The 25,896-nt window shown below is 62.1% G+C and carries 21 protein-coding genes and 2 tRNA genes; 4 read left to right on the top strand and 19 right to left on the bottom strand.

Annotated features, from left to right (window positions below; all coding sequences use genetic code 11):
* Complete coding sequence (locus ACFOMF_RS04785) at positions 1–1,299, bottom strand: chromosome partitioning protein ParA (protein ID WP_386361751.1); 1,299 nt, start codon at positions 1,297–1,299, stop codon at positions 1–3.
* Between the two features lie 283 nt (positions 1,300–1,582).
* Between ACFOMF_RS04785 and ACFOMF_RS04790 the strand changes: the two genes are divergently transcribed.
* Entirely contained in the window at positions 1,583–2,596 is a 1,014-nt protein-coding gene (locus ACFOMF_RS04790) for a carbon-nitrogen hydrolase (protein ID WP_386361752.1), read from the top strand.
* A 173-nt stretch (positions 2,597–2,769) separates the two neighbouring features.
* On the opposite strand, the gene ACFOMF_RS04795 is transcribed toward ACFOMF_RS04790, so the two are convergent.
* The 5 genes from ACFOMF_RS04795 to ACFOMF_RS04815 all read right to left on the bottom strand — a co-directional run bounded on the left by ACFOMF_RS04795 (position 2,770) and on the right by ACFOMF_RS04815 (position 5,773).
* Positions 2,770–2,916 carry a DUF2474 domain-containing protein gene (locus ACFOMF_RS04795; RefSeq protein ID WP_386361754.1) on the bottom strand — a complete coding sequence of 49 codons (147 nt, stop codon included), beginning with the start codon at positions 2,914–2,916 and terminating at the stop codon, positions 2,770–2,772.
* Between the two features lie 9 nt (positions 2,917–2,925).
* Entirely contained in the window at positions 2,926–3,933 is a 1,008-nt protein-coding gene (cydB, locus tag ACFOMF_RS04800; RefSeq protein ID WP_386361755.1) for a cytochrome d ubiquinol oxidase subunit II, read from the bottom strand.
* A gap of 3 nt (positions 3,934–3,936) precedes the next feature.
* Positions 3,937–5,376 (bottom strand): cytochrome ubiquinol oxidase subunit I, encoded by a 1,440-nt coding sequence (locus ACFOMF_RS04805; protein ID WP_386361757.1) that lies wholly within the window; start codon positions 5,374–5,376, stop codon positions 3,937–3,939.
* Positions 5,377–5,586: 210 nt separating this feature from the next.
* Positions 5,587–5,663, bottom strand: a tRNA-Asp gene (locus ACFOMF_RS04810).
* Positions 5,664–5,697: 34 nt separating this feature from the next.
* Positions 5,698–5,773, bottom strand: a tRNA-Val gene (locus ACFOMF_RS04815).
* Between the two features lie 282 nt (positions 5,774–6,055).
* Between ACFOMF_RS04815 and ACFOMF_RS04820 the strand changes: the two genes are divergently transcribed.
* Positions 6,056–6,625 (top strand): type II secretion system protein N, encoded by a 570-nt coding sequence (locus ACFOMF_RS04820; RefSeq protein WP_386361759.1) that lies wholly within the window; start codon positions 6,056–6,058, stop codon positions 6,623–6,625.
* A gap of 20 nt (positions 6,626–6,645) precedes the next feature.
* On the top strand, positions 6,646–8,907 hold the full coding sequence (gene gspD / locus ACFOMF_RS04825) for a type II secretion system secretin GspD (RefSeq protein ID WP_386361761.1): 2,262 nt from the start codon (positions 6,646–6,648) through the stop codon (positions 8,905–8,907).
* Between the two features lie 93 nt (positions 8,908–9,000).
* Here the strand turns inward: gspD and ACFOMF_RS04830 are convergent, their stop codons facing one another.
* The 13 genes from ACFOMF_RS04830 to leuC all read right to left on the bottom strand — a co-directional run bounded on the left by ACFOMF_RS04830 (position 9,001) and on the right by leuC (position 24,777).
* Positions 9,001–10,212, bottom strand: a complete 1,212-nt coding sequence (locus tag ACFOMF_RS04830; protein ID WP_386361763.1) for an O-succinylhomoserine sulfhydrylase — start codon at positions 10,210–10,212, stop codon at positions 9,001–9,003.
* A gap of 44 nt (positions 10,213–10,256) precedes the next feature.
* Positions 10,257–11,762: an amidophosphoribosyltransferase gene (purF, locus tag ACFOMF_RS04835; RefSeq protein ID WP_386361765.1), complete on the bottom strand. Its 1,506-nt coding sequence runs from the start codon at positions 11,760–11,762 to the stop codon at positions 10,257–10,259.
* A gap of 52 nt (positions 11,763–11,814) precedes the next feature.
* Entirely contained in the window at positions 11,815–12,336 is a 522-nt protein-coding gene (locus tag ACFOMF_RS04840; RefSeq protein ID WP_386361767.1) for a CvpA family protein, read from the bottom strand.
* A 94-nt stretch (positions 12,337–12,430) separates the two neighbouring features.
* On the bottom strand, positions 12,431–13,084 hold the full coding sequence (locus tag ACFOMF_RS04845) for an SPOR domain-containing protein (protein WP_386361769.1): 654 nt from the start codon (positions 13,082–13,084) through the stop codon (positions 12,431–12,433).
* Between the two features lie 4 nt (positions 13,085–13,088).
* A complete protein-coding gene (gene folC, locus ACFOMF_RS04850) occupies positions 13,089–14,372 on the bottom strand; it encodes a bifunctional tetrahydrofolate synthase/dihydrofolate synthase (RefSeq protein ID WP_386361771.1) in 1,284 nt (427 codons plus the stop codon).
* A complete protein-coding gene (gene accD, locus ACFOMF_RS04855) occupies positions 14,369–15,298 on the bottom strand; it encodes an acetyl-CoA carboxylase, carboxyltransferase subunit beta (protein WP_386361773.1) in 930 nt (309 codons plus the stop codon). Before accD ends, folC begins: the two co-directional genes overlap by 4 nt.
* A 136-nt stretch (positions 15,299–15,434) precedes the next feature.
* Entirely contained in the window at positions 15,435–16,058 is a 624-nt protein-coding gene (locus tag ACFOMF_RS04860) for a phosphoribosylanthranilate isomerase (protein ID WP_386361775.1), read from the bottom strand.
* Positions 16,059–16,117: 59 nt separating this feature from the next.
* Positions 16,118–16,996, bottom strand: a complete 879-nt coding sequence (gene truA, locus ACFOMF_RS04865; protein ID WP_386361777.1) for a tRNA pseudouridine(38-40) synthase TruA — start codon at positions 16,994–16,996, stop codon at positions 16,118–16,120.
* Positions 16,997–17,000: 4 nt separating this feature from the next.
* Positions 17,001–19,712 (bottom strand): FimV/HubP family polar landmark protein, encoded by a 2,712-nt coding sequence (locus ACFOMF_RS04870; protein WP_386361779.1) that lies wholly within the window; start codon positions 19,710–19,712, stop codon positions 17,001–17,003.
* Positions 19,713–20,347: 635 nt separating this feature from the next.
* Complete coding sequence (gene asd, locus ACFOMF_RS04875; RefSeq protein WP_386361781.1) at positions 20,348–21,460, bottom strand: aspartate-semialdehyde dehydrogenase; 1,113 nt, start codon at positions 21,458–21,460, stop codon at positions 20,348–20,350.
* A gap of 104 nt (positions 21,461–21,564) precedes the next feature.
* Positions 21,565–22,647: a 3-isopropylmalate dehydrogenase gene (leuB, locus tag ACFOMF_RS04880; RefSeq protein WP_386361783.1), complete on the bottom strand. Its 1,083-nt coding sequence runs from the start codon at positions 22,645–22,647 to the stop codon at positions 21,565–21,567.
* Positions 22,648–22,694: 47 nt separating this feature from the next.
* Positions 22,695–23,342 (bottom strand): 3-isopropylmalate dehydratase small subunit, encoded by a 648-nt coding sequence (leuD, locus tag ACFOMF_RS04885; RefSeq protein ID WP_386361784.1) that lies wholly within the window; start codon positions 23,340–23,342, stop codon positions 22,695–22,697.
* A 13-nt stretch (positions 23,343–23,355) separates the two neighbouring features.
* Complete coding sequence (leuC, locus tag ACFOMF_RS04890) at positions 23,356–24,777, bottom strand: 3-isopropylmalate dehydratase large subunit (RefSeq protein ID WP_386361786.1); 1,422 nt, start codon at positions 24,775–24,777, stop codon at positions 23,356–23,358.
* Positions 24,778–24,981: 204 nt separating this feature from the next.
* On the opposite strand from leuC, the gene ACFOMF_RS04895 reads away from it, so the two are divergent.
* The gene (locus ACFOMF_RS04895) at positions 24,982–25,881 is read left to right on the top strand and encodes a LysR family transcriptional regulator (protein ID WP_386361788.1); all 900 of its coding nucleotides are present in this window, start codon (positions 24,982–24,984) and stop codon (positions 25,879–25,881) included.
* Positions 25,882–25,896 lie beyond the last annotated feature (15 nt).

A 25,896-nucleotide genomic window follows, 5' to 3' on the forward strand; every position in this document is an offset into this window, starting at 1 on the left:
TCAGCTGCCCGTGCGCCGTGCCGCGCCGCGGTGCCGCGAACAGCAGTCGGATACACCCGGCACGAACTGCATGGGGAGATCAATCCTGTCCACGGGGATGCCGCACCGGCTGCCGTTTAGCATGCTTGCCTGGCAGGCAGGCCGCATGTAGTGATCCAGCCACTGCCGGTAGTGCTCCAGTGAAACGGAACATTTTGCGGCAGCATAGGCCTGCGGGTTCTGCTGATAGGGTTCGATATCGTCCACCGGCACGGTGAGCTGCCCTGCTCCTGGGTGATAGACGACGAATACCATTCCCTGGTCCGCCAGGCGTTCGAGAGTCTTGCGACCAATCTGCTCCCGGAGGTCGGCACAGACCGCTTCCAGCCGGGCAATCTCCGTCTCGGCAGTCAGCTGACGCTCGTCTCGCCGCAGCAACTCGTCCTGCAGTGCAACGATGCGTTTCTGAAAATCCTCGGCCACCGCCGTGATGCGTGCCTGGGCTTCAAGTTCGAACCGATCGCGCATGGCATCGATCCCCGCCTGGCCCTTGCGCTCGTTCCGCCGCAACTGCTCGCTCAATTCTTCGCGAATCCGTCGGAAGCACTCGGTCTGGGCCGCCTGCTGGGCTATCAGGGCTTCGGCTCGGCCGCGCTCATCCTTGAGAAGCTGATGCAGGCGGGCAATCTCGTCGCTCAGGCGTGCCCGGGCCTGCTCACTGTCCTGAAGATCCTTTTTCAGCTGGCCTTCGACATACTGAGGAACCCCCGCCATCGCCGGGGCGGCTTCTCGGGGCTCGGCAAAAGGCCCTCGCGTATACCAGCGATCCTCGGCGGCAATCTGCAGTCGCTCAGCTGGCAAGGAGGGCGTAGCCTCTTCCTCGATGATCAGCCCCAATCCGTTACGTTTGACACGATCACGCATCAGCGCCAAATGGTTGCGCTCACCTTTCATCAACGGGTCCCAGAGATGCATCTGGTGCCAGGACACAGGGCACTGGCTACGACAGACCATCCGGATCGGACCTGAACCAAGGTCAGGGCCGCGCCCGCCCCGCTCGGCCAGCATGCGCAGCGGAATATTCCAACCGCTGTCAGCCGCCCCGTCTTCGTGGAAATCGAGGTAGAAGAAAACCGCCGCGCGAATCGCCAGCCGCGGATCGATCACGACGAACGCAGCACCGATCTGCTGTTCGGCAAATTCCGGCAGGTTGACCACACCGTCCAACACCGCCTCGAATTCGGGGTACAGCATTTCCTTGCAGACACCGCCGTCTCTGAAGAACAGCACGGCTTCTGCCATCTGCGCCTTTTTTCTCATGCTCGCTCATCCTCGCTGCGCGGATACTGCCGAGTCGACGGTCTCCTGATACGCCATAATTCAGGCGCCATTGGAATGACGAATCTTAAAAGATCTTCCTTGTCGGGCAGTGTGATTGGGTTGGCATGACCTGGAGTCGAGTGGTCACACGCCTGGTCGCCCCTCGAAAGTGTGACGCGCCTCATGATTCAGGTGCAATTGAATTGAAAGACGCGTTTGCTTGTCACGTCACGCCGGATCCGCCACGATTCGCGCTCTGTATCACTTGGCAGCGCTGCGATCGATGCGCATCCGAATACTGTTCCTGACCGCCGCCATTCTCGGCCTGATCTCGCTGGGGCTCTATCTGCAATGGACGCAGGATCGCCGAGCCGGCCCCTTGCTGTCCGACCTGCGTCCCTTGACCATCGAGCATCAGGGCAGCAATCGTGGACTCGGCAATCTGCTTGCCATCGAGGTCCGCCTGCTGCCTGCCGACTACCAGAGCCCTGAACGCCTGCATCTGCGCTTCGCCAGTCACCTCCGCCAGGCGCAGGACGCAGGGCTGCTCGGCAGCCAGACCGTCGTGGCGCTCCCCGAGCACGTTGGCACTGGCCTGTTTGCCATTGGCGAGAAGCCAGAGGTCCAGCAGGCGCGAACACTTCGCGACGCCATGCAATGGATGGCGCTGAGCAACCCCTTGGGATACCTGCGCGCCTTGCTGGGCAACCATGGAGAGGACCGCCGGACTGAAGCGGTATTACGCATGAAAGCGCGGGGCACGGCGGCGGCTTATCAGAGCGTATTCGCCGATCTGGCCCGGGAGTTCGAGGTCACGCTGGTGGCGGGATCGCTGGTACTGCCAGAGCCCTACCTGTCCAACGGACGGTTGCGTCCAGGCAGCGGACCATTGCGGCAGGTCGCAGCTGTATTTTCGCCAGAGGGCACCATTCTGGAGCCGCTGCTGATCAAGCATCATCTCAGCCGTTACGAGCAACGCTACAGCGCCGCTTCGCATGTAGCGCGCTGGTATGCCGAATATGAGACGCCCGCGGGCAGCCTGACGGTCATGCTGGGTTGCGATGATCCGCGGCAGGAATCCGAACGCCCGGCGGTCGCTGCGCTCATCGGATCAGACTGCGCGCCCTTGCCCGGCGCGCAGCACCAGGTACAGGTCGGGACGCTGGGGCTTCCCTGGAATCTGGCAGGCTCGCCCCGCCGTCCCAACCCCGTGGTCAATGCCCAGCCTGGAAGAATGCTGAACGCCTGGATCGGGAAGGATCACAACTCGGTGGCGTCGTCCGCTTCGTCGGAATAGTCCTGCTCCGAAGCACGGCGGTCGAGGAGCTCTTCTTGATAATCGTCCATTGGGCTCTCCTGTCTGTCTGGTGAAATTCAGTGCGCATAGCGCTTTGTCAGATTGCAAACAAAGACCATGCCAATACACTAAAGATTCCACCTTGCACGCTGATGACAGCGCAGCGACGAGACTCAACTGCTCAAGCCAACCGAGTTCATGATCAACCGGATCAGATAGGCCAACAACCCGAGTGCGGTGACGCTGAGCCCCCAGATGATCACCAGCCAGGCGAGGCGCCGCCAGAGCGGCGCCTGTTCCGATTCGCCCCCTCGTTTCATATCCGCTCCTTAATGATAGCCGTGTTCGGCGGTCACCTTGCCGCGAAACACGTAGTAGCTCCAGGCGGTGTACACAAGAATGATCGGAATGATGACGAGTGCCCCCACCAAGGCAAACGCCTGGCTTTGCGGCGGTGCGGCGGCCTCCCATATGCTGACTTCCGGCGGAATGATGTTCGGCCAGAGGCTGATGCCCAGACCGCTGTAGCCAAGAAAGATCAACCCGAGTGTGAGCAGGAACGGCGAGTAGTGAGCATAGGATTCGATCGAACGAAGCAGGAAAACAGTGCAGAGCAGCACCAATATGGGGACCGGCATGAACCAGTACAGGTTCGGCAGGGTGAACCAGCGGTCAGCGATGTCCTGATGGGCCAGGGCCGTCCAGAGGCTGACGATGCCGGTGATGATCAGCAGCGCCCAGGTCAGCGGCTTTCCAAGATCATGCATCCGCCGCTGCAGATCACCCTCGGTGCGCATGATCAGCCAGGTACAGCCGAGCAACGCAAAAGCCACCAGCAGCGCTGCGCCACAGAACAGCGAGAACGGTGTCAGCCAGTCGAAGGGCCCACCGGCATAGGCACGTCCCTCGACAGGCAACCCGGTAATGAAGGCGCCCAGTAGCACCCCCTGAGAAAAGGTGGCTACCAGTGATCCGCCTATGAATGCCTTGTCCCAGAAATGCCGCCGCTCGGGGCTCGCCTTGAAGCGAAACTCGAACGCCACGCCTCGAAACACCAGGGCAATGACCATGAAGATCGCCGGCAGGTAGATGGCCGACAGCACCACCGAATAGGCCAGCGGAAAGGCTGCGAACAACCCCGCTCCGCCCATCACCAGCCAGGTTTCGTTGCCATCCCAGACTGGCGCCACAGTGTTCATCATGACGTCACGGTCGGTTTCGTCAGGTACGAAGGGAAACAGCAGCCCGATCCCCAGATCAAAGCCATCCATGATTACGTACATCATGATGGAGAACATGATGATGAGCGCCCAGATCAACGAATAATCGATGTCCATGCTTCAGTTCCCCTTGCCCAGTTGATCTTTCTTGTGGGTGTCGACCCGCTCATCGGCAGCCGACAGCGGCCGCGCCGGCGTACGCGACTCGCCCGGCCCGCCAGCGCCCTTTTCGCGACCTTCGAACGGCACCGGCCCTTTCGCCACCAGGTGCAGCACATAGACCAGGCCCACCCCGAACACGGCGAAATACACCACCACGAACATCGCCAGCGTGAATCCCATCTGGGTGGCCGAATGCGGCGATACCGCGTCTGCGGTTCGCATGATCTCGTACACCACCCATGGCTGCCGCCCCACCTCGGTAGTGATCCAGCCGGCGAGAATGGCAACGATGCCGGACGGCCCCATCCAGGTCATGAAGCGCAGGAAGGGACGGGAAGTGAAAAGCTTCTTGCGGTATCGCAGCCACAGGCTCCAGGCGCCGCTGAAGATCATCAGCAGGCCTATGAGCACCATCAACCGGAAAGACCAGAACACGATCGGTGCGTAGGGTCGATCTTCCCGGGCAAAGTCCTTGAGCGCAGGAATCGGCTCGGTCAGGCTATGGTTGAGAATGAGACTGGCGAGGTAGGGAATCTCGATTTTATAAAGGGTTTCCTCACGTTCCATGTCTGGCCAGCCGAACAGGATCAGCGGCGTTGGGCCTCCATGCGAGTTGTCCCAATTGCCCTCCATCGCGGCGATCTTCGCCGGCTGGTATTCCAGGGTGTTGAGCCCATGCAGGTCGCCGACCGCAGCCTGTACCGGCGCCACCAGTAGCGCCATCCACAGCGCCATGGAGAACATCTTTCGCACAGCCGGATTGTCGTTGCCCCGAAGCAGGTGCCAGGCCGCCGAGGCCCCGACGAAGAACGCTGTGGCCAGGAACGCGGCGATTGCCATATGAGTCAGGCGATAAGGGAAGGACGGATTGAAGACCACCGCGAACCAGTCCACCGGAACGACGACTCCATCAATGATCTCGTGCCCTTGCGGCGTATGCATCCAACTATTGGAAGCCAGGATCCAGAAGGTGGAGATCAGCGTACCGATGGCAACCATGATGGTGGAAAAGAAGTGCAGCCGGGGACCTACCCTGTTCCAGCCAAACAGCATCACACCGAGAAAGCCCGCTTCCAGAAAGAACGCCGTGAGCACCTCATAAGCGAGCAGAGGCCCGGTAATGCTACCCGCAAACTCAGAATAGCCACTCCAGTTGGTGCCGAACTGGTACGCCATGACAATGCCGGACACCACCCCCATGGCGAAATTGACCGCAAAGATCTTCAACCAGAAGTGGTACAGGTCGCGGTAAAGTTCCTGGCGAGTTTTCAGCCAGAGCCCTTCGAGGACCGCCAAGTAACTGGCGAGACCTATGGTGATGGCCGGAAAAATGATGTGAAACGCGATGGTAAAGGCGAATTGGATGCGGGCGAGCTCTAAAGCTTCCAGTCCGAACATGACACTCCCTCATCTTGGCAGAGACAATCGCTGGCTCCATCCTACGAAAAGCAGTGTCATCATCCTGATCGGAGCGCTAGCACGCTTTGACCGTCGCGGAAGAAAAAGTGCGCTCACTGACGCAACGCGGGAGCCACTATCATGAAGCGGAAACGAAAAAGCGGCCCCTAAGGACCGCTTTTCGAAGCCTCAGCTAGACTGAGGCAGGTATGGCGCAGCGGACGGGACTCGAACCCGCGACCCCCGGCGTGACAGGCCGGTATTCTAACCGACTGAACTACCGCTGCGTGTCGGCTGGACTTGCGTCCATTCTCGCAAGAGTGGTGGCTGATGACGGGATCGAACCGCCGACCCCCTGCGTGTGATGCAGGTGCTCTCCCAGCTGAGCTAATCAGCCGATCGCCTTGCGAGGTGCGCAATTTACTTGGCAGTCCCAGGTAAGTCAATAAGTTTTAAGAAAAAATCGGGATCCTGGGAATCGGCAGGAGCGGCGCCACCGACCCACCGGACGAATGGAGGAGAACCATGAACTAACTCATGGGTCTAATACGATTGTCATATTTTTTTGCCATGATCTGGCGCGATCCAGGATCGCCGCCAGCTGATGTCGAACCCAAGCTCAGGCCCATGGAGCAAGCGTTTGCCTTCACACTCCCGAAAAATCCGTCGGTACGCCCCCTTGCTAGCCGGTGCGGCCGTACTCTGTCTGTTCTTCATCCTGATAGGCTGGCAGCTCAATGCCTGGATGGAGCTCACCCGCAGCTCCCGTGACGCCACCAACCGCCCTATCCCGTCCATCGATACCATCCCCGATCTCGAGCGCCTCGGTGTACTCTTCGGCACGCCGCATATCGCCGAGAGCGATGTCACCTTCGACGGCGAGTCTGACATGGTGCTCCATGGCAGCTTCGTGCATGCCGATCCGCAGCGGTCTTCCGCGATCATCCAGCATGGTCCGGAGGCGCCTCGCCTGTTTCGCCCCGGCGACGCGCTGTCATCGGGGTTGAGACTGCAGGGGGTATATGCCGATCGGATCGAGATCCTGCGTAACGGCCGCGCGGAGGTGTTGAGATTTCCCAAGCCGGGCGAGGCCGTCTACTTTCCAGAGTCAGAGCCCGCCTACGCCGAGCCGCCAGCATACACGGAGGCTCCCTACGAGCCTGCCGAACCCGATCTGCGACAGCAGATGGACGCGCTGCGACAGCAACTGGAGGGGACGCCTCCTGACGCAGCCCCCATCGATGATTAGCCACGGAATTCAACCAACCAATGTTGCCTAATTTTCCCCGCCCCCTCATCGCCCTTCTCGCCGCCGGGATGCTGGCCACCCCGTTGCAGGCCACGGCCGCCGAACCAGGCATCGAACCCAGTACCTCCCAACAGCAGGATGGCTGGACGATCAACATGAGGGACGCGGACGTGCGAGCCTTCATCGACCAGGTCAGCGAAATCACCGGACAAACCTTCATTGTCGATCCGCGGGTACGCGGCCAGGTCAGCGTCGTCTCGAGCGCCACGCTATCGCTTAGCGAGCTTTACCAGCTGTTCCTGTCGGTGATGGCGACCCACGGATTCACCGTGCTGACCCAGGGCGATGTCGCCCGCATCGTGCCCAACGCCGAAGCCAAGGCCGAGGCCGGCACCGGTCCCACCGGGGGTGACCAGCTTGAAACCCGCGTACTGCAAGTTCAGCAAACGCCAGTCAACGAGCTGATTCCGCTGATTCGCCCGCTGGTCCCCCAGTACGGTCATCTCGCGGCAGTGCCGTCGGCCAATGCCCTGATCATCAGCGACCGCAGCGCCAACATCGCTCGCATCACCGACATCGTCAGACAGATAGACCGTAGCGAGACCCACGATTACACCGCCCTGAACATCGAACATGGCTGGGCCATGGACATTGCCGAGGTTCTGCGTAACACCGTTCGCCGAGGCGAGGCACAGGAAACCGCTGGCGCTCAGATCATTGCCGACTCGCGCACCAACCGGCTGATCTTCATCGGCCCGGCGGAGGCACGGACCCGCCTCAGTTCGCTGGCTCGCACCCTGGACACCCCCGCGACGCGCTCGGCCAACACCAGGGTCATCCGGCTTCGCCACAACGACGCCACCGCCCTGGCCGAAACGCTCGGCGACATTTCCGAGGGGCTCGCCACCCAGGGTGCGGATCCGATGGCGGCCCCTACCCAGCAGAACATTCTCATTCGCGCCGACGCCAGCCTGAACGCCCTGGTGCTGCTGGCCCCCCCGGAGATGGTCGCCACGCTCGAGACCATTGTGCGTCAACTCGATGTACCCCGAGCGCAGGTACTGGTCGAGGCAGCCATCGTCGAGGTTTCCGGAGACATCAGCGATGCACTGGGCGTGCAGTGGGCTGTGGATGCGCGCGGCAGCACTGGCGGCGCAGGAGGTGTCGGCTTCGGCAACACCGGCCTGGCGATCGGCACCCTCATCAATGCCATCAACCAGAACGAGATTCCGGCGGGCTTGCCTGACGGCGCGATCGTGGGTATCGGCACGAGCAGCTTCGGCGCCCTGATCACGGCCCTCTCGGCCAACAGCAAGAGCAACCTGCTCTCTACCCCCAGTCTGCTCACCCTGGACAACGAGGAAGCCGAGATCCTGGTCGGCCAGAACGTGCCGTTCCAGACCGGCTCCTACACCACCGATGCAGCGGGGGCGAACAACCCGTTCACCACCATCGAGCGCCAGGACATCGGGGTCACGCTACGCGTCGTGCCGCACATCAACGAAGGCGCCACCCTGCGCCTGCAGATCGAGCAGGAGATTTCCTCGATCGCGCCAACCGCTACGCTTACCGCCCAGGCCGTTGACCTGATCACCAACAAGCGCTCGATCAAGAGCACCATTCTGGCTGAGGATGGCCAGGTGATCGTGCTTGGCGGGCTCATTCAGGACGATGTCACCCGCAGCGAGTATCGAGTGCCGGTCCTCGGCCGGATACCGGTGCTGGGCGCCCTCTTCCGCTCGACCCGGGATACCGAGGTCAAGCGCAACCTGATGGTGTTTCTGCGACCTACGGTAGTCAGGGACGGCGCAGGCATGGCGGCGTTGTCTGGAGCCAAGTACAACGACATCCGCATCATCGGCGCCGGCCAGGAGGCTTCTTCGCTACTGCCGGAGGACCTGCCTCGCCTGTTCGATCGCCAAGGGCAGTCTGCCATCCCTACCGTCGACCTGAGATCGCAGGAACAGGCGACGCCTCGGTCCGCCGCTCCCGCTGCCCGGGTTCAGCAAGCGCCGCAAGCCGCACCCGCACCACAAACAGGCGCGCCGCTGAAAAGCGGCTGGTCCGTGCAGCTTGCCAGCCTGTCGAAGGCTGACAGCGCCGAGGCCCTCAGATCCGAGCTTCGCGCCTCGGGTTACAACGCTTACGTCATCGCAGCGGGCAATCTCTATCGGGTGTTCGTAGGCCCAGTGGCTGATCGCGTGGCGGCCAATGCGCTGCGTGATCAATTGCAACGGCAGCGACAGCTCGATGGTTTCGTGGTGATGTTCGGCCGCGACTGATGCGCCTTTCTCCCACCTGATCCTCCCGTGAGGATCAGGTGGGAGAATAGCGGCAGCAGCCTCCGCCGATCAGGACCACCTAGCCCCGGAGGATCAGAGCGCGGCCAGTCCGCGAGCGAGATCGGCCTTGATATCTTCCGGGTCTTCCAGGCCGACGGCGATGCGCACCAGACTGTCACGGATGCCTGCATTGGCTCGCTCTTCCGGGCTCAGTCGGCCGTGGGTGGTGGTCGCCGGATGGGTAATGGTGGTCTTGCTGTCGCCCAGGTTGGCGGTGATCGAAATCATCCGCGTGGCATCGATGAACCGCCAGGCTCCCTCCTTGCCCCCCTTGACCTCGAAGCTCAGCACTGCACCAAAGCCTTTTTGCTGACGGCGTGCCAGCTCATGCTGTGGATGGCTGGGCAGGCCGGCGTAGTAGACGCGCTCCACGCCTGGCCGCTGTTCAAGCCACTCGGCCAGCGACTGAGCCGAAGCACAATGCGCCTGGACCCGCAACCGTAGCGTTTCGAGGCCCTTGAGGAAAACCCAGGCATTGAAGGGGCTCATGGTCGGGCCGGCGGTGCGCAGGAAACCCACCACCTCGGTCATTTCTTCCCGGCGGCCAGCCACCACGCCACCAAGGCAGCGACCCTGGCCATCGATGTACTTGGTGGCCGAATGCACCACGATGTCCGCCCCCAGCGCCAACGGCTTCTGCAGCACCGGCGTACAGAAACAGTTGTCCACCACGAGTTTCGCATTGTGCCGATGTGCCAGCTCGGCCAGTGCCTCGATATCGACAAGCTCGGCGAGCGGATTGGACGGCGACTCGACGAAAAGCAGGCGGGTGTTGGGTTTGAAAGCCGCCTCCCAGGCAGCGAGATCGACGAGCGGAACGTAATCGACCTGCACCCCGAAACGCTTGAAATATTTCTCGAATAGCGAAACGGTGGCACCGAATACGCTGCGGGATACCAGGATGTGGTCGCCGGCCGAGCACAGGCTCATGACGGTGGCCATGATGGCCGACATGCCCGAAGCGGTCGCCACCGCCTGCTCGGCACCTTCGAGGGCGGCGATGCGCTGCTCGAAGGCGCGCACGGTGGGGTTGGTGTAACGGGAGTAGACATTGCCCGGCTGATCACCGGCGAAGCGCGCTGCCGCCTCGCCAGCGCTGCGAAAGACATAGCTGGAGGTGAAGAAAAGGGGCTCGCCATGTTCCCCTTCGGGAGTGCGGTGCTGGCCCGCCCGTACCGCCAGGGTGTCATCCGATACCCCGGTGAGATCACTGTCCAACCGGCCGGCATCCCATTCATTCGACATTCTTGCTCTCCACCCGCTATGTCACCAGCCCAGGGCTGGCAGGATCAGTCGTTATACAGATCGATGATGGCGCTGACGGCGTTGGTCTTTGCCTTGCTCGCATCGTTGCGCGCGCGCTCGATCCGGTCCAGATAGGCCTCATCGATGTCACCCGTGACGTATTTCCCGTCGAAGACCGCGCAGTCGAAGCTGTCGATCTTCACCTTGGGCCCGGCAACGGCGTCGATGAGGTCGGGAAGGTCCTGATACACCAACCAATCGGCACCGATCAGCTCGGCGACTTCTTCAGTCGAGCGGTTATGCGCGATCAGCTCGTGGGCGCTGGGCATGTCGATACCGTAGACGTTCGGATAGCGCACTGCTGGTGCGGCTGAGCAGAAATACACCTTGCGCGCGCCTGCCTCGCGGGCCATCTGGATGATCTGCTTGCAGGTGGTGCCACGAACGATGGAGTCATCCACCAGCATGACGTTCTTGCCACGAAATTCCAGATCGATGGCGTTCAGCTTCTGGCGCACCGACTTCTTGCGCGCCGCCTGTCCCGGCATGATGAAGGTACGGCCGATGTAGCGGTTCTTGACGAAGCCTTCGCGAAACTTCACCCCGAGCTTGTTCGCCAACTCCAGCGCTGCAGTACGGCTGGTATCAGGAATCGGGATGACCACGTCGATGTCATGTTCGGGCCGCTCGCGCAGAATCTTGTCGGCAAGCTTCTCGCCCATGCGCAGGCGCGCCTTGTAGATCGACACACCATCCATGAAGGAGTCCGAGCGCGCCAGGTACACATGCTCGAAGATGCACGGCGAGACCTTGGGATCGACCGCACACTGGCGGGTATGCAGACGCCCGTCACTGGTGATGTAGACCGCCTCACCCGGTGCGAGATCCCGGATCAGGCTGAAACCGAGCACGTCCAGCGCGACGCTTTCCGAAGCGATCATGTACTCCACGCCTTGCTCGGTATGACGCTGACCGAACACGATGGGGCGAATCGCGTGCGGATCGCGAAACCCCACCAGGCCATAGCCGGTGATCATGGCGACCACGGCATAGCCACCGCGGCAGCGCTCATGCACCTTGGCCACGGCGGTGAACACTTCTTCTTCGGTGGGCTGCAACTTGCCTTGCACCGCGAGTTCGTGGGCAAAGACGTTGAGCAACACCTCGGAATCGGAGCTGGTGTTCACATGACGCAGGTCGGACTCGTAGATTTCCTTGGCCAACTGCGAGACGTTGGTGAGGTTGCCGTTGTGCGCCAGCGTGATGCCATAGGGCGAATTGACGTAGAAGGGCTGCGCCTCCGCTGAACTGGAGCTGCCCGCGGTGGGATAACGGATGTGCCCGATGCCCATGTTGCCGACCAGTCGCTGCATGTGCCGCTGCTGGAAGACATCGCGCACCAGACCATTGTCCTTGCGCAAGAAGAGCCGGCCGTCATGGCTGGTCACGATGCCGGCAGCGTCCTGGCCCCGGTGCTGCAGTACGGTGAGCGCATCATAGAGAGCCTGATTGACGCCCGACTTACCGACAATGCCGACGATGCCACACATGCAAGACAACCTCTCAATACGAGCGAGCACCAGGGCCCGATCGCGTTATCGACTAATTGAACCCGACCGGAAGGTCGAGCGTACCGGTGGTCCATTGGCCACCCAGGCGCAAGATCAGATCCTTTGACCAGTCCGCCACCATCAGGAAGTGCGGCACCAGGGCGGACTCCCGCCACCACAGGTCTTCATGGACAGGCGCGAGGCTGAGCAGCCCGACCAGTATCACGATCAGCAGCCCTCCCCGTGCAGCGCCGAAGGCCATGCCCAGGAATCGGTCGGTGCCCGACATGCCCGTGACCCGGATCAGCTCACCGAGCAGGAAATTGATGATCGCCCCGACCAGCAAGGTCGCGACGAACAGCAGCGCACAAGCGGCGATGACCCGTGCCGAGGGTGTGCTGACGAACTCGGCCAGATGCACCGACAAGGCGCCGCCAAACATCCAGGCGACCACACCCGCCACGATCCAGGTGAGCAGAGACAGGGCCTCCTTGACGAACCCGCGCCGAAGACTGATCAGGGATGAGATGACGACGACCGCGACAATGGCCCAGTCGACCCAAGTGAGTGCCACAGCTAGCTTCTATGTGAGGAGGCAAGGGCGCGCATTCTAGCAGGTAGGAGACCTGCGGTTAAGACGCTGCCATCGCCTCGCCAGCCGCTCGGCGTTATTGCCGCTCCGGCTGGAAGCGCACGACGAAACCGTCGAGCTTCTGCTGGCGCTGTAGCTGATCACGCAGGCGATTCGCCTCGGCGCGATCGATCACCGGCCCCACGAAGACACGGTTCATGCCGTCCACGCTACGCAGGTACGCGTTGTAGCCCTGGTCGCGCAAGCGCTCCACCAGCGCCTCGGCGTTGGCACGGCTCGACAGGCTGGCCAGCTGAATCGACCAGCTGACCGGCAGATCGGCAGCATCGAGGCGGGGTTCGGGGGTGGGCGCCGGCATGGATTGAGGCACCGGCTCAGGTACAGGCGCAGGCGGGGGTTCAGGAGTAGGAGCAGGAGCAGGAGCAGGAGCAGGAGCAGGAGCAGGAGCAGGAGCAGGGACAGGCTGTATCGGCTCGGCCGGGATCGCATCCGAGGCGACCGGCGGTTGAGCAGGCGTGGGAATTGGCTCGAAGATCGGCTCCGGCAATTCAACCGGTTCCAATTCGGCTCCAGGCATGGCGGGAGCGGCAGGCGCCGCTGGCACATCCACCCGAACCTGGCGGCGCTCGTCCTCACGATTGAGCAGCATCGGCAAGAAGATCACTGCCAGTGCCACCAACACCAGCGCGCCTACGATTCGCTGTTTCAGGCCTTTATCCAGCCACGCCATTGAATCATTCTCCTGAAATTCGTTCCAGCCAGTCCAGGCATTCGGCTACCGCATAAAAGGAGCCAAACACGAGAATCTCGTCCTCTAGGCCGGCGTTTTCGGTACAGGCGTCTAGAGCATGGGTTACCGACTCGAACACCTTCACCTTTGCCCCCTGTCGCCCCAGGGCATCAGCCAGCGCCTCACCCGCACGCGCCCGCGGCGAGGCCAGGGTTGCCACGGCCCATTCATCCACCAGCGGAAGAAGCGGCTGCAGCACACCGTCCAGGTCCTTGTCGGCCAGTAGTCCGAACACAGCCAGTCGGCGGCCTGACGCTCTCGTGCCCGTCAGGCGAGTAGCGAGATAGTCTGCCGCATGCGGGTTGTGAGCGACATCCATCAAAAGATTGAGGCGCTGCGCCCGCCGGTGAACGACTCTATGGTCGAGCCGCCCGGTGACCCGGGTCCGACTCAAAGCCTGCGCCACCTGCCCGGTCTCCCAGGGCAACCCCAGCAGCAAAAAACACTGCAGGGCCAATGCAGCGTTTTCCAGTGGCAGATCGAGCAGAGGCAATGCCTCGAGGCGCAACGCCGCGCCCCGTGCATCACGCCCGGCCCAGCTCCAACCTTCCCCATCCACCTCGAAGCCGAAATCGCGGCCGCGTACCAGCAGAGGCGAACCAATGGACGCGGCATGATGGAGTAACGGCTGGGGAGGATCGAGGTCCCCACACAAGCCGTAAGCGCCCTGACGGAGAATACCCGCCTTCTCGCGCGCCACGCTGTCACGGCTGTTACCCAGCCACTCGGCGTGGTCGAGGCCAATGTTGGTGATAATGGATATATCGGCGTCGATGAGATTGACCGCATCAAGACGCCCACCAAGCCCCACTTCCAGCACGGCGACATCCAGCGCTTCGGCCTGGAATAGCCATAGAGCCGCCAGTGTCCCCATCTCGAAATAAGTCAGCGAGGTGTCGCCACGCGCCTCCTCCACCGCAGCAAAGGCTTCGCAGAGCGCCTCGTCGCTGACCATCCGGCCATCCACCGCGACCCGCTCGTTGTAGCGCTGCAAGTGCGGCGAGCTGTAGACACCGACGCGCAATCCCTGAGTGCGCGCCAGCTCGGCGATAAAGGCGCAGGTAGAGCCCTTGCCGTTGGTGCCGGTAACGGTGACGACCCGCTCAGCCGGACGGCTGAGCCCGAGCCGTCCGGCCACGAGCCGCACCCGCTCCAGCCCCATGTCGATGGCGCTCGGATGAAGCTGCTCGAGATAGGCGAGCCAGTCGCCCAGGCTGCGGACCGTCATGCAGAGGCCGGAACCTGCTCGGATGGCTCCGGCAGCTGCTCAGGATCGATGGGCAGATTGATTGTCGGCGACGGCAGGCCCTGCATTTGCGCCAGCAGCCGCGAGAGCCGCACGCGTAGTTCACCCCGCGGAATGATCATGTCGATCGCGCCGTGGGACAGGAGAAACTCGCTGCGCTGGAAACCCTCCGGCAGTTTCTCGCGCACGGTCTGCTCGATGACGCGCGGGCCCGCGAAACCTATCAGGGCATTGGGTTCGGCCACGATCACATCACCCAGCATCGCCAGACTCGCCGACACGCCGCCATAGACCGGGTCGGTCAGCACAGAGATGAACGGCAGACCCTCTTCACGCATGCGCGCCAGCACTGCTGAGGTCTTGGCCATCTGCATGAGCGAGATCAGCGCTTCCTGCATACGAGCACCGCCTGAGGCGGAAAAGCACACCAGTGGCGAGCGCTGCTCAAGGGCGACATTGGCCGCACGCACGAAGCGTTCGCCAACTACGGCGCCCATGGAGCCGCCCATGAAGCTGAACTCGAAAGCACAGGCAACCACCGGAACTCCGACCAGGGTACCGCGCATGGCGATCAGCGCGTCCTTTTCCCCGGTCTGCTTCTGGGCTGCAACCAGCCGGTCCTTGTACTTCTTGCTGTCGCGGAACTTGAGGCGGTCGACCGGCTCCAGATCGGCGCCGATCTCTTCCCGGCCTTCTGCATCCAGGAACACATCAAGCCGGGTACGGGCATCGATGCGCATATGATGTTGGCACTTGGGGCAGACATCCAGCGTCTTTTCCAGCTCGGGGCGATACAGAACCGCTTCGCAGGACGGACACTTGTGCCACAGGCCTTCGGGAACGGAGCTTTTCTTCACTTCCGATCGCATGATCGAGGGGATCAGCTTGTCGACCAGCCAGTTGCTCATGTCTTGTTCTCCACAACTTCAATTCCGGCGCAGCTTCGCGCCTGGCAGATTCTTGTTAACCGCGTCGCGACGGGCCTCTGGCCTGGCGCACTGGTCGTTGAGGCATCACTAGTGGACGGCTCGCGTCTCGGCCCCGTCACATGTCGTTCCGGACCCTTTCCACGAAACGCTTCACTTTTGCGGCGTCCTTGATGCCTTTGCTCATCTCTACGCCGCCACTGACGTCCACCGCAAAGGGCGCAACCCGCGCGATGGCTTCGCGCACGGTCTCGGCAGTAAGCCCCCCGGCCAGGATCAGCGGCAGCGAGAGACCCGAGGGAATCAGCGACCAATCGAAGGCATGGCCGGTCCCACCGGGGACACCGGCCATGTAACTGTCCAGCAGGACCCCACTGGCGCCCCGGTACGCTGAAACCCTGGCAGCGATATCCATTCCCGGTTGTACCCGCAACGCCTTGATCCAGGGGCGCGCAAAGCTGCCACACTCCTCCGGCGTCTCGTCACCATGGAATTGCAACAGGTCGAGCGGTACAGCCGCGAGGGTCTGTTCCACCTCGCTCCGCGAAGCATTCACGAAGAGGCCGACAGTAGTAATGAAGGGAGGAAGCGCCTCGATAATCTCCCGAGCCTGACGGATGCTCACCGCTCGGGGACTCTTGGGATAGAACACCAACCCGATCGCATCCGCGCCGGCGCAGGCAGCGACCAGGGCGTCTTCGACACGGGTGATTCCGCAAATTTTGACGCGAACGACCGGCAAGCGCACGACCTCAGAGTTAAAAGCACCGATGGTAGCAAAAGGGCGCCCGCCTGCAAGCGTCAGATAGGCCAGGCAGACTCCATGCAGTCTGGCAGGCCCGACAGAAAATGCGGCCCGAGGTAGCGCTCAGGCAACTTGAATTCGTCGGGATACTCCACCTGCACCAGATACAGACCGTAAGGATGGGCAGTCACTCCTCCCTGTCGACGAAGGCGCGACTCAAGCACTTCGCGAGCCCAGCCGATGGGACGCTCGCCAGCGCCGATGGTCATCAGGACACCGGTGATATTGCGAACCATATGATGGAGAAAGGCATTGGCACGGATATCGATGACGATGAACTTGCCAAACCGCGTCAGCTGAAGGTGATGAACGGTCTTGACCGGCGAGCGCGCCTGGCATTGCTGGGCCCTGAAGGCACTGAAATCGTGGGTGCCGACCAATGCCTCCGCGGCCTGACGCATGCGCCCGACATCCAGCGGCCGGTGATTCCAGGTCACCTCTTCGCCCATGTGCGCAGGTCGAATCTGGTCATTGTAGATAACGTAGCGATAGCGCCTCGACTTGGCACTGAAGCGGGCGTCAAATTCACTGGGCATCGAGCGCGCCCAGGTCACGCTGATATCCGCAGGCAGATTGGCGTTGGCGCCCATCACCCAGGCATGCGAGCTGCGCGAAACAGGCGTGTCGAAATGCACCACCTGACCACAGGCATGCACCAGCGCATCGGTGCGACCGGCACATCTGAGTGACACCGGCGAACCACCGGCCACGCGAGTCAAAGCCGTTTCCAGAGACTCCTGGACCGAACGTACGCCTGGCTGCTGTCGCTGGAAGCCCGCATAGCGCGATCCCTTGTACTCCACGCCCAAGGCTATTCTGTAAACGCCAGCGGCAGCCTCTACGGCTGCCGCTGTCTTTTCCACCGAACCTTCCAAATCGTCAGCTCAAGGTAGTCATCATTTCGCGCGCTTCCTGCTGCTGAGCAGCATTACCCTCGGCCAGAATCTCGTCGAGAATGTCACGAGCGCCATCGGCATCACCCATCTCGATGTAGGCGCGGGCCAGATCAAGTTTGGTGGTGGTTTCGTCGGTGCCGGCAAGGAAGTCGAAATCCTCGTCCATGTCATCCGCGACCGGCGATAATTGTACAGGAGCCGGATTGTCGGCGGCAGGCTCGGGCGCCACTTCGAATCGCTGTGCCAACGCATCGAGTTCGGCGTCGAGCTCATCGACCTCCGCTGGCTCGCTGGGTGTCTCTTCAGCGGCCAAGTCATCCAGGGAGAGATCGAAGTCTTCCAGCAGGAAAGACGATTCGGACTCCGCCTTCCCAGGCTCGTCATCCAGGGTGAACGCCTGGCCAGAGAGTTCGAAGCTCAGCTCGTCCAGCTCCTGCCTCCCCGCTGGCGGCTCGCCTTCGAGCTTGGGCGCATCAAGATGAAGATCAAGATCAAAGTCCAGGATCTCGTCATTATCTGCAGTGAGTGCCTCATCTACAGGTGGCACCGCAGGCGAAGGCTTAGCGGCGGACTCTTCTGGCAATTCGAGATCGAAATCAGCGAAGGGATCTTCTTCGGCCGGCTGATCGACATCCAACTCGAAACTGAACTCGTCAAAGTTCGCCTGCCCTGGCGCCGGATCGGTCTCCGCCACGTCGGCGGCAGTGTCGAGCACAGGCACCTCGCCCGGCTCAGCCAGCTCCGCCAGTTGCTCCTCCAAGTCGTCAAGGTTGAAGTCGAACTCCGCCCCCGCAGCAGCCTGTTCGTCCTCGGGATCCTGAACGACTGGATCATCAAGGTTCAGGTCGTCGAAATTGAAGTTGAACTCGTCTGCTACGGCAGCCGCCGTGACGCCAGCAGCCACCCCGGCGAGCATGGCCGGATAACGCGCCCTGAGCTGGTTGATCTCGTTTTCGCTACCGCCGATTTCCCGCAGCTCCGCCTCTTCCCGGACGAAACCTTGCTGATCGCCCATCTCGGCGCGCACTTCCATCAGCTTGAGCCGGAGATCACTACGCTGGGGCTCATGGTTCAGGGCGTCCTGCAGCAACTCGGCAGCCTGGGTAAAGCGTCCATAGGCGATATATACATCGGCTTCGGCAAGGACGTCAGTGCTCGGCTGAGCACGACGCTCCTCAGTGGCAGCCATTTCAGCCGGCTCATCCTCTACGCGCGACTCATTCACCGCGCCATAGACCCCGATGGGTACTTCCTGGCTCGGGAATGCGTCCTGCTCGAGCGTTTCCTCGAGTGCAGCATCGCGCAAGGCTTTGCGACGAGATGCCAACAGCAGACCGACCAACACCAGCAGGAGCGCGCCGCCGCCGAGACCCAGCCACAGCGGGTTGCCCAGTACGGTGGCCAACAGGCCCGGGTCTGACGGCACGGGGGCAGGCGTAAGGGGTGCAGCCGGTACAGGCGGCTCCCCCGTTGCATCCCCCTGTGCCGCTGGAGCGGCAGATGCCGGCAGTGCGGCAACCACGTCGGCAGATTCCTCGGTGTCCGCGGCGGCAGGAACAGGCTCCTGGCTCGACTGCAATTGCAGCTTGGCCAACTGATCGTCCTTGAGCTCCATCAGTCGGTGCAACTTATCGAGCTGGCTTTGCAGATCTTCCAGGCGCTCCTTGAGCTCGATGTTCTCACGAACGGAGGAATCGAGATTCTCTCGGGTCGTCGCCAACTGGTCGCGCAACGCAGCAGAGTCGCCCTCACCACCAGTGTCACTGCCTACCGTCGAACTGCCACTGATGGCGGCGGTCAACCTCAAGCTATCACCGCTGTCGCTGCGTTCGGGTTCAGCACTGACGGTTGCGCGTGGCGTGGCGTCCAATTGACGAGCTCCGGCCGGGCTGAGGGCGCGTCCCTGTCGCCAGGCGGCGTTCTGCTCGGCAACCAGGGCAACGGCGTCAGCGCGGGAGCGCTGGACGACCTGCTCGGCGGTCGGCAGGCGCAGCACTTGCCCGTTCTTCATCCGGTTGATGTTGCCGTCGATGAAGGCATCCGGATTCAGGTCCTGGATAGCCAGCATGGCCTGGTGGACCGAACCACCGTGGCGGCTCCGCTCGGCGATTTCCCACAGCGTGTCCCGCGAGGACACACGATACTCGTCGCCCAGCGCCGGTCGCGCAGCCGGGGCCGGGGCCGGGGCCGAGCGAGTAGCGTGGTTGGTCGGCGCGGGCGGCACCGTCCTAACAGCCGGCGCAGGCGCGGCAATGGGCAACTGGGGCGCAGCCTGAGCTACGGTTTCAGGCGAATAGAGGGGCGGATCGAGCAGCAGGGTGTACTCGCGCAGCAGGCGCCCACTTGGCCACATCACTTCAATGACAAAGTTGAGGTAGGGTTCACGAATCGGCCGGCTGGAGCTCACCTGGATGACATACTGGCCATCCGGCCGCCTTACCGGCGTGAACTTGAGATCCGAAAGAAAATAGGGACGGTCAACGCCAACCCGGTTGAAATCCTCGATCGAGGCCAGGTTGGGCAGGATCTCGCCGTCCCCCAGGTTTCGGGCATCCAGCAACTCGATCTCGGCCGCCAACGGCTGATTCAGTGAAGATTTCAGCCTGACCTCCCCTAACCCCAGCGCGAACGCCATATTGGAAGTCAGCGCGGTAGTGGCCGCGATTGCGAGGACCAGATTGCGAACCCGAACCATAATGTTTTCCCTGTTTGATCTTTCTTCTCGAAGCTTCGAGAGACTTCTGGTCACTGCCCACGCCTGCCTATGCAGCGGCTCCCCCGTCAGCGATCCATCATTCAGAACGACTCTGGGGGACCACTTACACCGCAACGTCGCAGCAGTACTGAATTAATCCGCCTAAAGGCGGAAAACATCGAGGAAAGTAACCGGTAAGCCCTAGAATCTTTCTGGAAATTAGCGGCAAGTATCTTTTACAGATGGTGTTTTATCAACAACTCGGCCGACGCCACGACGTACCGCCCAAGACCTTTTCGCACGTTATCAGACGCAATGCACAAATTAACCCGCAGAGTCCGCGCTGACGGTGGTTGCCAGGAGACATGCCCAGGCTATCGCCTTGCCAGGGCAAAACTTGATAGCCGCCGGGCGGCTTTCGACGAGGATCGACGGCAAGCATACCCAGCTCCGAGCAGCCCCGGCTGTCGTGAGATAGATGCCGAACTGCTAGGGGATTAACGCGGCACTTTAGCGAAAAGCGTCGTTGCTGCAAGAGTGGGTTGCCTCATCGGAGGCACCAGGGCGACGACAGGCGCAGCGCTCACGAAAACGCCGCGTCGAGCGCGGCGTCATAAGCGGCACGGCGGGCCCCGTCAACGCTCCAGCAGGATCCGCAGCATACGCCGTAGCGGTTCGGCAGCGCCCCACAGCAGTTGGTCGCCCACGGTAAATGCTCCGAGGAAATGGGACCCCATGTTGAGCTTGCGCAGGCGCCCCACCGGGACGCTGAGGGTACCGGTCACCGCCGCCGGGCTCAGCTCACGCATGCTGTCGTCACGATGGTTGGGCACAAGCTTGACCCAGGGATTGTGCTGGCTGATCAGCCCTTCGATATCCCCCATCGGTACATCCTTGTTCAGCTTGATGGTCAGCGCCTGGCTGTGGCACCGCATGGCACCGATCCGCACACAGATGCCGTCGACAGGAATCGGGCTGGTGAAACGACCAAGGATCTTGTTTGTTTCCGCCTGCGCTTTCCACTCCTCGCGGCTCTGCCCATTGGGCAGCTCCTTGTCGATATAGGGGATGAGACTACCAGCCAGCGGCGCGCCAAAATGATCCACCGGGAATCCGTCGCCGCGCAGGCTATCGGCAACCCTGCGATCGATGTCGAGGATTGCACTGGCCGGATTGGCCAGGTCATCTGCTACGGCCGCGTTGATGGCGCCCATCTGCTTTATCAGCTCGCGCATGTTCTGCGCACCGGCTCCAGAGGCTGCCTGATAAGTCATGGCGCTCATCCATTCCACCAACCCGGCCTCGAACAGGCCGCCCAGCGACATCAGCATGAGACTGACGGTGCAGTTGCCGCCGATGAAGTTGCGAGTACCGGCACTCAGTTGCTGGTCGATCACACGCCGGTTTACCGGATCCAGAACGATCACCGCATCATCCTGCATGCGCAAGGCGGAAGCAGCGTCGATCCAATAGCCGTTCCAGCCAGCTTCGCGCAGCTTGGGAAAGACTTCGTTGGTGTAGTCACCGCCTTGGCAGGTGAGGATGACATCGAGCGTTTTCAGCTCATCGATGCTGTAGGCATCCTTCAGCGAAGCGATGTCTTTGCCGATCTCTGGCCCCTGGCCGCCGACGTTGGAGGTGGTGAAGAATACCGGCTCGATCAGCTCGAAATCCCGCTCCTCCAGCATCCGCTGCATCAGCACGGAGCCAACCATGCCGCGCCAACCGATCAGACCAACACGTTTCATCGCAACTACCTATCTATCAAGTGGGCCCGGACCTGGCAGGGCCGTCAAATAAACCGGCAAGGCCGATCATGATGATTCAGCGGCTGCCAGGAGGGCCGCAGAGATTACAACTTAGAGAGCGCCTCGACCACCGCATCGCCCATTTCGCGGGTACCGACCTGACGGCAGCCTTCGGACTGGATGTCGCCCGTGCGCAGTCCTTGATCCAGAACGTTGCTCACAGCCTGCTCGATGGCATCGGCGGCAGCAGCCTGAGCAAAGCTGTAGCGCAGCATCATGGACACCGAGAGGATGGTTGCCAAGGGGTTGGCAATGCCCTTGCCGGCGATATCCGGCGCGGAGCCATGGCAGGGCTCGTACATGCCCTTGTTGTCTGCATCCAGCGACGCGGACGGCAGCATGCCAATGGAACCGGTGAGCATGGAAGCTTCGTCCGACAGGATGTCGCCGAACATGTTGTCGGTGACGATCACGTCGAACTGCTTGGGCGCACGAACCAGCTGCATGGCCGCATTGTCAACGTACATGTGCGACAGCTCCACCTCGGGGTAGTCCTTTGCCACTTCCTCGACCACCACGCGCCACAGCTGGCTCGAAGCCAGTACGTTGGCCTTGTCCACCGAGCAGAGTTTCTTGTTGCGCACCATGGCCATGTCGAAACCGACCCGGGCGATGCGGCGGACCTCGCTTTCGCTGTAGGGTAGCGTGTCGTAGGCCATGCGCTCGCCGTTTTCCAGCACCTTGCTCTCTCGCGGCTTGCCGAAATAGATGCCACCGGTGAGTTCGCGAACGATGAGGATGTCCAGACCGGCGACGATCTCGCGCTTGAGCGAAGAGGCATCGGCCAGCTGCGGATAGAGCAGCGCGGGACGCAGGTTGCCGAACAGACCCAGCTCGGAGCGGATCCTCAGCAGGCCGCGCTCCGGGCGGATGGCCGGGTCGATGGCGTCCCACTTCGGGCCGCCCACGGCGCCGAGCAGGATGGCATCGGCTTCACGGGCGCGCGCCAGGGTTTCGTCGGCCAGGGGAACGCCGTACTTGTCGACGGCCGCGCCTCCCAGTTCGTCGTAGCTCAGTTCGAAATCGAGGCTGTACTTGCTGTTGGCCAGCTCCAGCACCTTGACGGCTTCCGCCACGATTTCCGGGCCGATACCGTCGCCGGGGAGAACCAGAATCTTCTTGGACATGTTTTTTCCTTCGGAAATTGCTTCAAGCTTGCGGCTTGCAGCTCCTTTTATTTGATCGCGCCAAACAGCCAGGGGCTGCTCGCCTTGTGTTTTTCCTCGAAGCCGCGGATCTCGTCGGCGTCCTGCAGGGTCAGACCGATGTCGTCCAGGCCATTCAACAGGCAGTGCTTGCGGAAGGCGTCGATCTCGAAACGGTACTGCACGCCATCCGGCCGGATCACGGTCTGCGCGGCAAGGTCGACGGTCAGCTGGTAACCCTCGGTGACCTCGGCCTGCTTGAACAGCTCGTCGATCTCCCCTTCGCTCAGCACGATCGGCAAGAGGCCGTTCTTGAAGCTGTTGTTGAAGAAGATGTCGGCGAAGCTCGGCGCGATGATTGCGCGGAAGCCGTACTCGTCAAGAGCCCAGGGCGCATGCTCACGGGACGAACCGCAGCCGAAGTTCTCGCGGGCCAGCAGCACGCTCGCGCCCTGGTAGCGCGGCTGATTGAGGACGAAGTCCTCGTTCAGCGGACGCCGGGAGCAGTCCTGGCCGGGCATGCCCTCGTCCAGGTAGCGCCACTCGTCGAACAGGTTCGGGCCAAAGCCGGTGCGCTTGATCGACTTGAGAAACTGCTTGGGGATGATCTGGTCGGTGTCGACGTTGGCGCGGTCGAGTGGTGCGACAAGACCGGTGTGTTGGGTAAAGGCTTTCATCTGCTCCGCTCCTTTAGCTCAGCAATTCGCGCACGTCGACGAAGTGACCGGTCACCGCCGCGGCGGCGGCCATGGCCGGGCTCACCAGGTGGGTGCGTCCGCCATTGCCCTGGCGGCCTTCGAAGTTGCGGTTGGAAGTGGACGCGCAATGTTCACCGCTGCCCAGCTTGTCCGGGTTCATCGCCAGGCACATGGAGCAGCCCGGCTCGCGCCATTCGAAGCCGGCCTCGATGAACACCTTGTCCAGGCCTTCCTCTTCAGCCTGCTGCTTGACCAAGCCGGAGCCGGGCACAACCAGCGCCTGCTTGATGTTGCCGGCGACCTTGCGACCCTTGGCCACGGCAGCGGCATCGCGCAGATCCTCGATCCTAGAGTTGGTACACGAGCCGATGAACACCCGATCGACCTTGATCTCGGTGATCGGCTGGCTGGCGGTCAGGCCCATGTACTTCAGGGCGCGCTCGATGGAGCCGCGCTTGACCGAGTCGGTCTCGGCGGCCGGGTCCGGCACGCGTTCGTCGACGGCCAGCACCATTTCCGGCGAGGTGCCCCAGCTGACCTGCGGCTTGATGTCTTCGGCCTTCAGCTCGATGACGGTATCGAAGTGCGCATCAGCGTCGGAAACCAGCTCGCGCCACTGGGCAACGGCCATCTCCCAGTCGTCGCCTTTGGGTGCGTAGGGACGGCCCTTGACGTACTCGATGGTCTTTTCGTCCACCGCCACCATACCTACACGGGCGCCGGCCTCGATGGCCATGTTGCAGATGGTCATGCGGCCTTCCATGGACAGCTCTCGGATCGCGCTGCCAGCGAACTCCAGCGCATGACCATTGCCGCCGGCAGTGCCGATCTTGCCGATCACGGCGAGCACGATGTCCTTGGCGGTCACGCCGAAGGGCAGCCTGCCCTCCACGCGCACCTGCATGTTCTTCATCTTCTTGGCGATCAGGCATTGGGTAGCCAGCACGTGCTCGACTTCCGAGGTGCCGATGCCGTGGGCCAGCGCGCCGAAGGCGCCGTGGGTCGAGGTGTGCGAATCGCCGCAGACCACGGTCATGCCCGGCAGGGTCGCGCCCTGCTCCGGGCCGATCACATGGACGATGCCCTGGCGAACGTCGTTCATCTTGAATTCGAGAATGCCGAACTCGTCGCAGTTCTCATCCAGCGTCTGCACCTGGATGCGCGAGGTATCGTCGGCAATGGTCTGCACGCCGCCCTTGCGGTCCGGCGTGGTCGGCACGTTGTGATCGACTGTGGCGATGTTGGCGTCGATGCGCCAGGGCTTGCGGCCCGCCAAGCGCAGACCTTCGAACGCCTGGGGCGAGGTCACTTCGTGGAGGATGTGACGGTCGATATAGATCAGCGAAGAGCCGTCATCGCGGCGCTTCACCTCATGCATCTCCCAGAGTTTGTCGTAGAGCGTCTTGCCGGCCATCGGACTTTCCTCATCAGCGTCGGTGCGCAACGGGGCGCTAAGCCCCTCTTGTCGAACGGATATGCTAGGGGCTTGCATCGGATCACTCAAATTCATATTTTTCATCCAATGCATTCCTTTCTGGAATACTTGGCAGCGAGCTGCAAGCTGCAAGCCGACCGTCCTTTTCCAGTAGCTTGCGGCTATCAACTTGAAGCTTTCTCTATGGATCTTGCCAACCTTTCCGCCTTCATCGCCGTCGCCGAAACCGGGAGTTTTTCCCGCGCCGGGGAGCGGCTGCATCTGACCCAGCCGGCGGTGAGCAAGCGCATCGCGGCGCTAGAGTCTCAGCTAGACGTGCGCCTGTTCGATCGCCTCGGGCGGGAGGTGGGGCTGACCGAGGCGGGTCGGGCACTATTGCCAAGGGCGTATCGCATCATCCATGAGCTGGACGATACCCGCCGGGCGTTGACCAACCTGCAGGGCCAGATAAGCGGTCGGCTCACCCTGGCGACCAGTCATCACATTGGATTGCATCGCCTGCCGCCGGTACTGAGGCGTTTCACCCATGCTCATCCGGCTGTCACGCTGGATATACGCTTTCTTGACTCGGAGGTAGCATACGACGAGGTGCTTCATGGACGCCTGGAGCTGGCGATCATCACGCTGGCGCCCCAGACCCTGGGGCCGCTGAGGGCTGTACCAATCTGGGACGACCCACTGGACCTGGTCGCCGCCATCGACCATCCCCTCGCCAGACGCGAAAATGTCCGGCTGCGGGATGTGGCCTGCCATCCAGCAGTGTTACCGGGCGATGCCACCTTTACCCACCGGATCGTCAGTGGCCTGTTCGAATCGACGGGGCTGAGCCTGGATGTCAGCATGACCACCAACTATCTGGAGACCATCAGAATGATGATATCCATCGGACTCGCCTGGGGTGTCTTGCCGCGCACCATGCTGGATGACCAGCTCTGCGCCCTCAGGTTACCCGGCATGAATCTGAGCCGCCGCCTGGGCTACGTCGTCCATACGGAACGTACGCTGTCCAATGCCGCACGCGCCATGATGCGCCTGCTCGAGGAAGATACAGGCGGCTTGCACGACCCACTGCCAAGGCGATAACTTGATCGCTAGAAC

The organism is Stutzerimonas tarimensis (genome assembly GCF_042648805.1).
In the GTDB taxonomy this organism is placed as follows: domain Bacteria; phylum Pseudomonadota; class Gammaproteobacteria; order Pseudomonadales; family Pseudomonadaceae; genus Azomonas; species Azomonas tarimensis.

Bases quoted from the DNA above. Each gene is read 5' to 3' on its own strand.
- ACFOMF_RS04785 (WP_386361751.1), bottom strand. From the start codon at position 1,299: ATGAGAAAAAAGGCGCAGATGGCAGAAGCCGTGCTGTTCTTCAGAGAC.
- ACFOMF_RS04790 (WP_386361752.1), top strand. From the start codon at position 1,583: ATGCGCATCCGAATACTGTTCCTGACCGCCGCCATTCTCGGCCTGATC.
- ACFOMF_RS04795 (WP_386361754.1), bottom strand. From the start codon at position 2,916: ATGAAACGAGGGGGCGAATCGGAACAGGCGCCGCTCTGGCGGCGCCTC.
- cydB (WP_386361755.1), bottom strand. From the start codon at position 3,933: ATGGACATCGATTATTCGTTGATCTGGGCGCTCATCATCATGTTCTCC.
- ACFOMF_RS04805 (WP_386361757.1), bottom strand. From the start codon at position 5,376: ATGTTCGGACTGGAAGCTTTAGAGCTCGCCCGCATCCAATTCGCCTTT.
- gspD (WP_386361761.1), top strand. From the start codon at position 6,646: ATGTTGCCTAATTTTCCCCGCCCCCTCATCGCCCTTCTCGCCGCCGGG.
- ACFOMF_RS04830 (WP_386361763.1), bottom strand. From the start codon at position 10,212: ATGTCGAATGAATGGGATGCCGGCCGGTTGGACAGTGATCTCACCGGG.
- purF (WP_386361765.1), bottom strand. From the start codon at position 11,762: ATGTGTGGCATCGTCGGCATTGTCGGTAAGTCGGGCGTCAATCAGGCT.
- ACFOMF_RS04845 (WP_386361769.1), bottom strand. From the start codon at position 13,084: ATGGCGTGGCTGGATAAAGGCCTGAAACAGCGAATCGTAGGCGCGCTG.
- folC (WP_386361771.1), bottom strand. From the start codon at position 14,372: ATGACGGTCCGCAGCCTGGGCGACTGGCTCGCCTATCTCGAGCAGCTT.
- accD (WP_386361773.1), bottom strand. From the start codon at position 15,298: ATGAGCAACTGGCTGGTCGACAAGCTGATCCCCTCGATCATGCGATCG.
- ACFOMF_RS04870 (WP_386361779.1), bottom strand. From the start codon at position 19,712: ATGGTTCGGGTTCGCAATCTGGTCCTCGCAATCGCGGCCACTACCGCG.
- asd (WP_386361781.1), bottom strand. From the start codon at position 21,460: ATGAAACGTGTTGGTCTGATCGGTTGGCGCGGCATGGTTGGCTCCGTG.
- leuB (WP_386361783.1), bottom strand. From the start codon at position 22,647: ATGTCCAAGAAGATTCTGGTTCTCCCCGGCGACGGTATCGGCCCGGAA.
- leuD (WP_386361784.1), bottom strand. From the start codon at position 23,342: ATGAAAGCCTTTACCCAACACACCGGTCTTGTCGCACCACTCGACCGC.
- leuC (WP_386361786.1), bottom strand. From the start codon at position 24,777: ATGGCCGGCAAGACGCTCTACGACAAACTCTGGGAGATGCATGAGGTG.
- ACFOMF_RS04895 (WP_386361788.1), top strand. From the start codon at position 24,982: ATGGATCTTGCCAACCTTTCCGCCTTCATCGCCGTCGCCGAAACCGGG.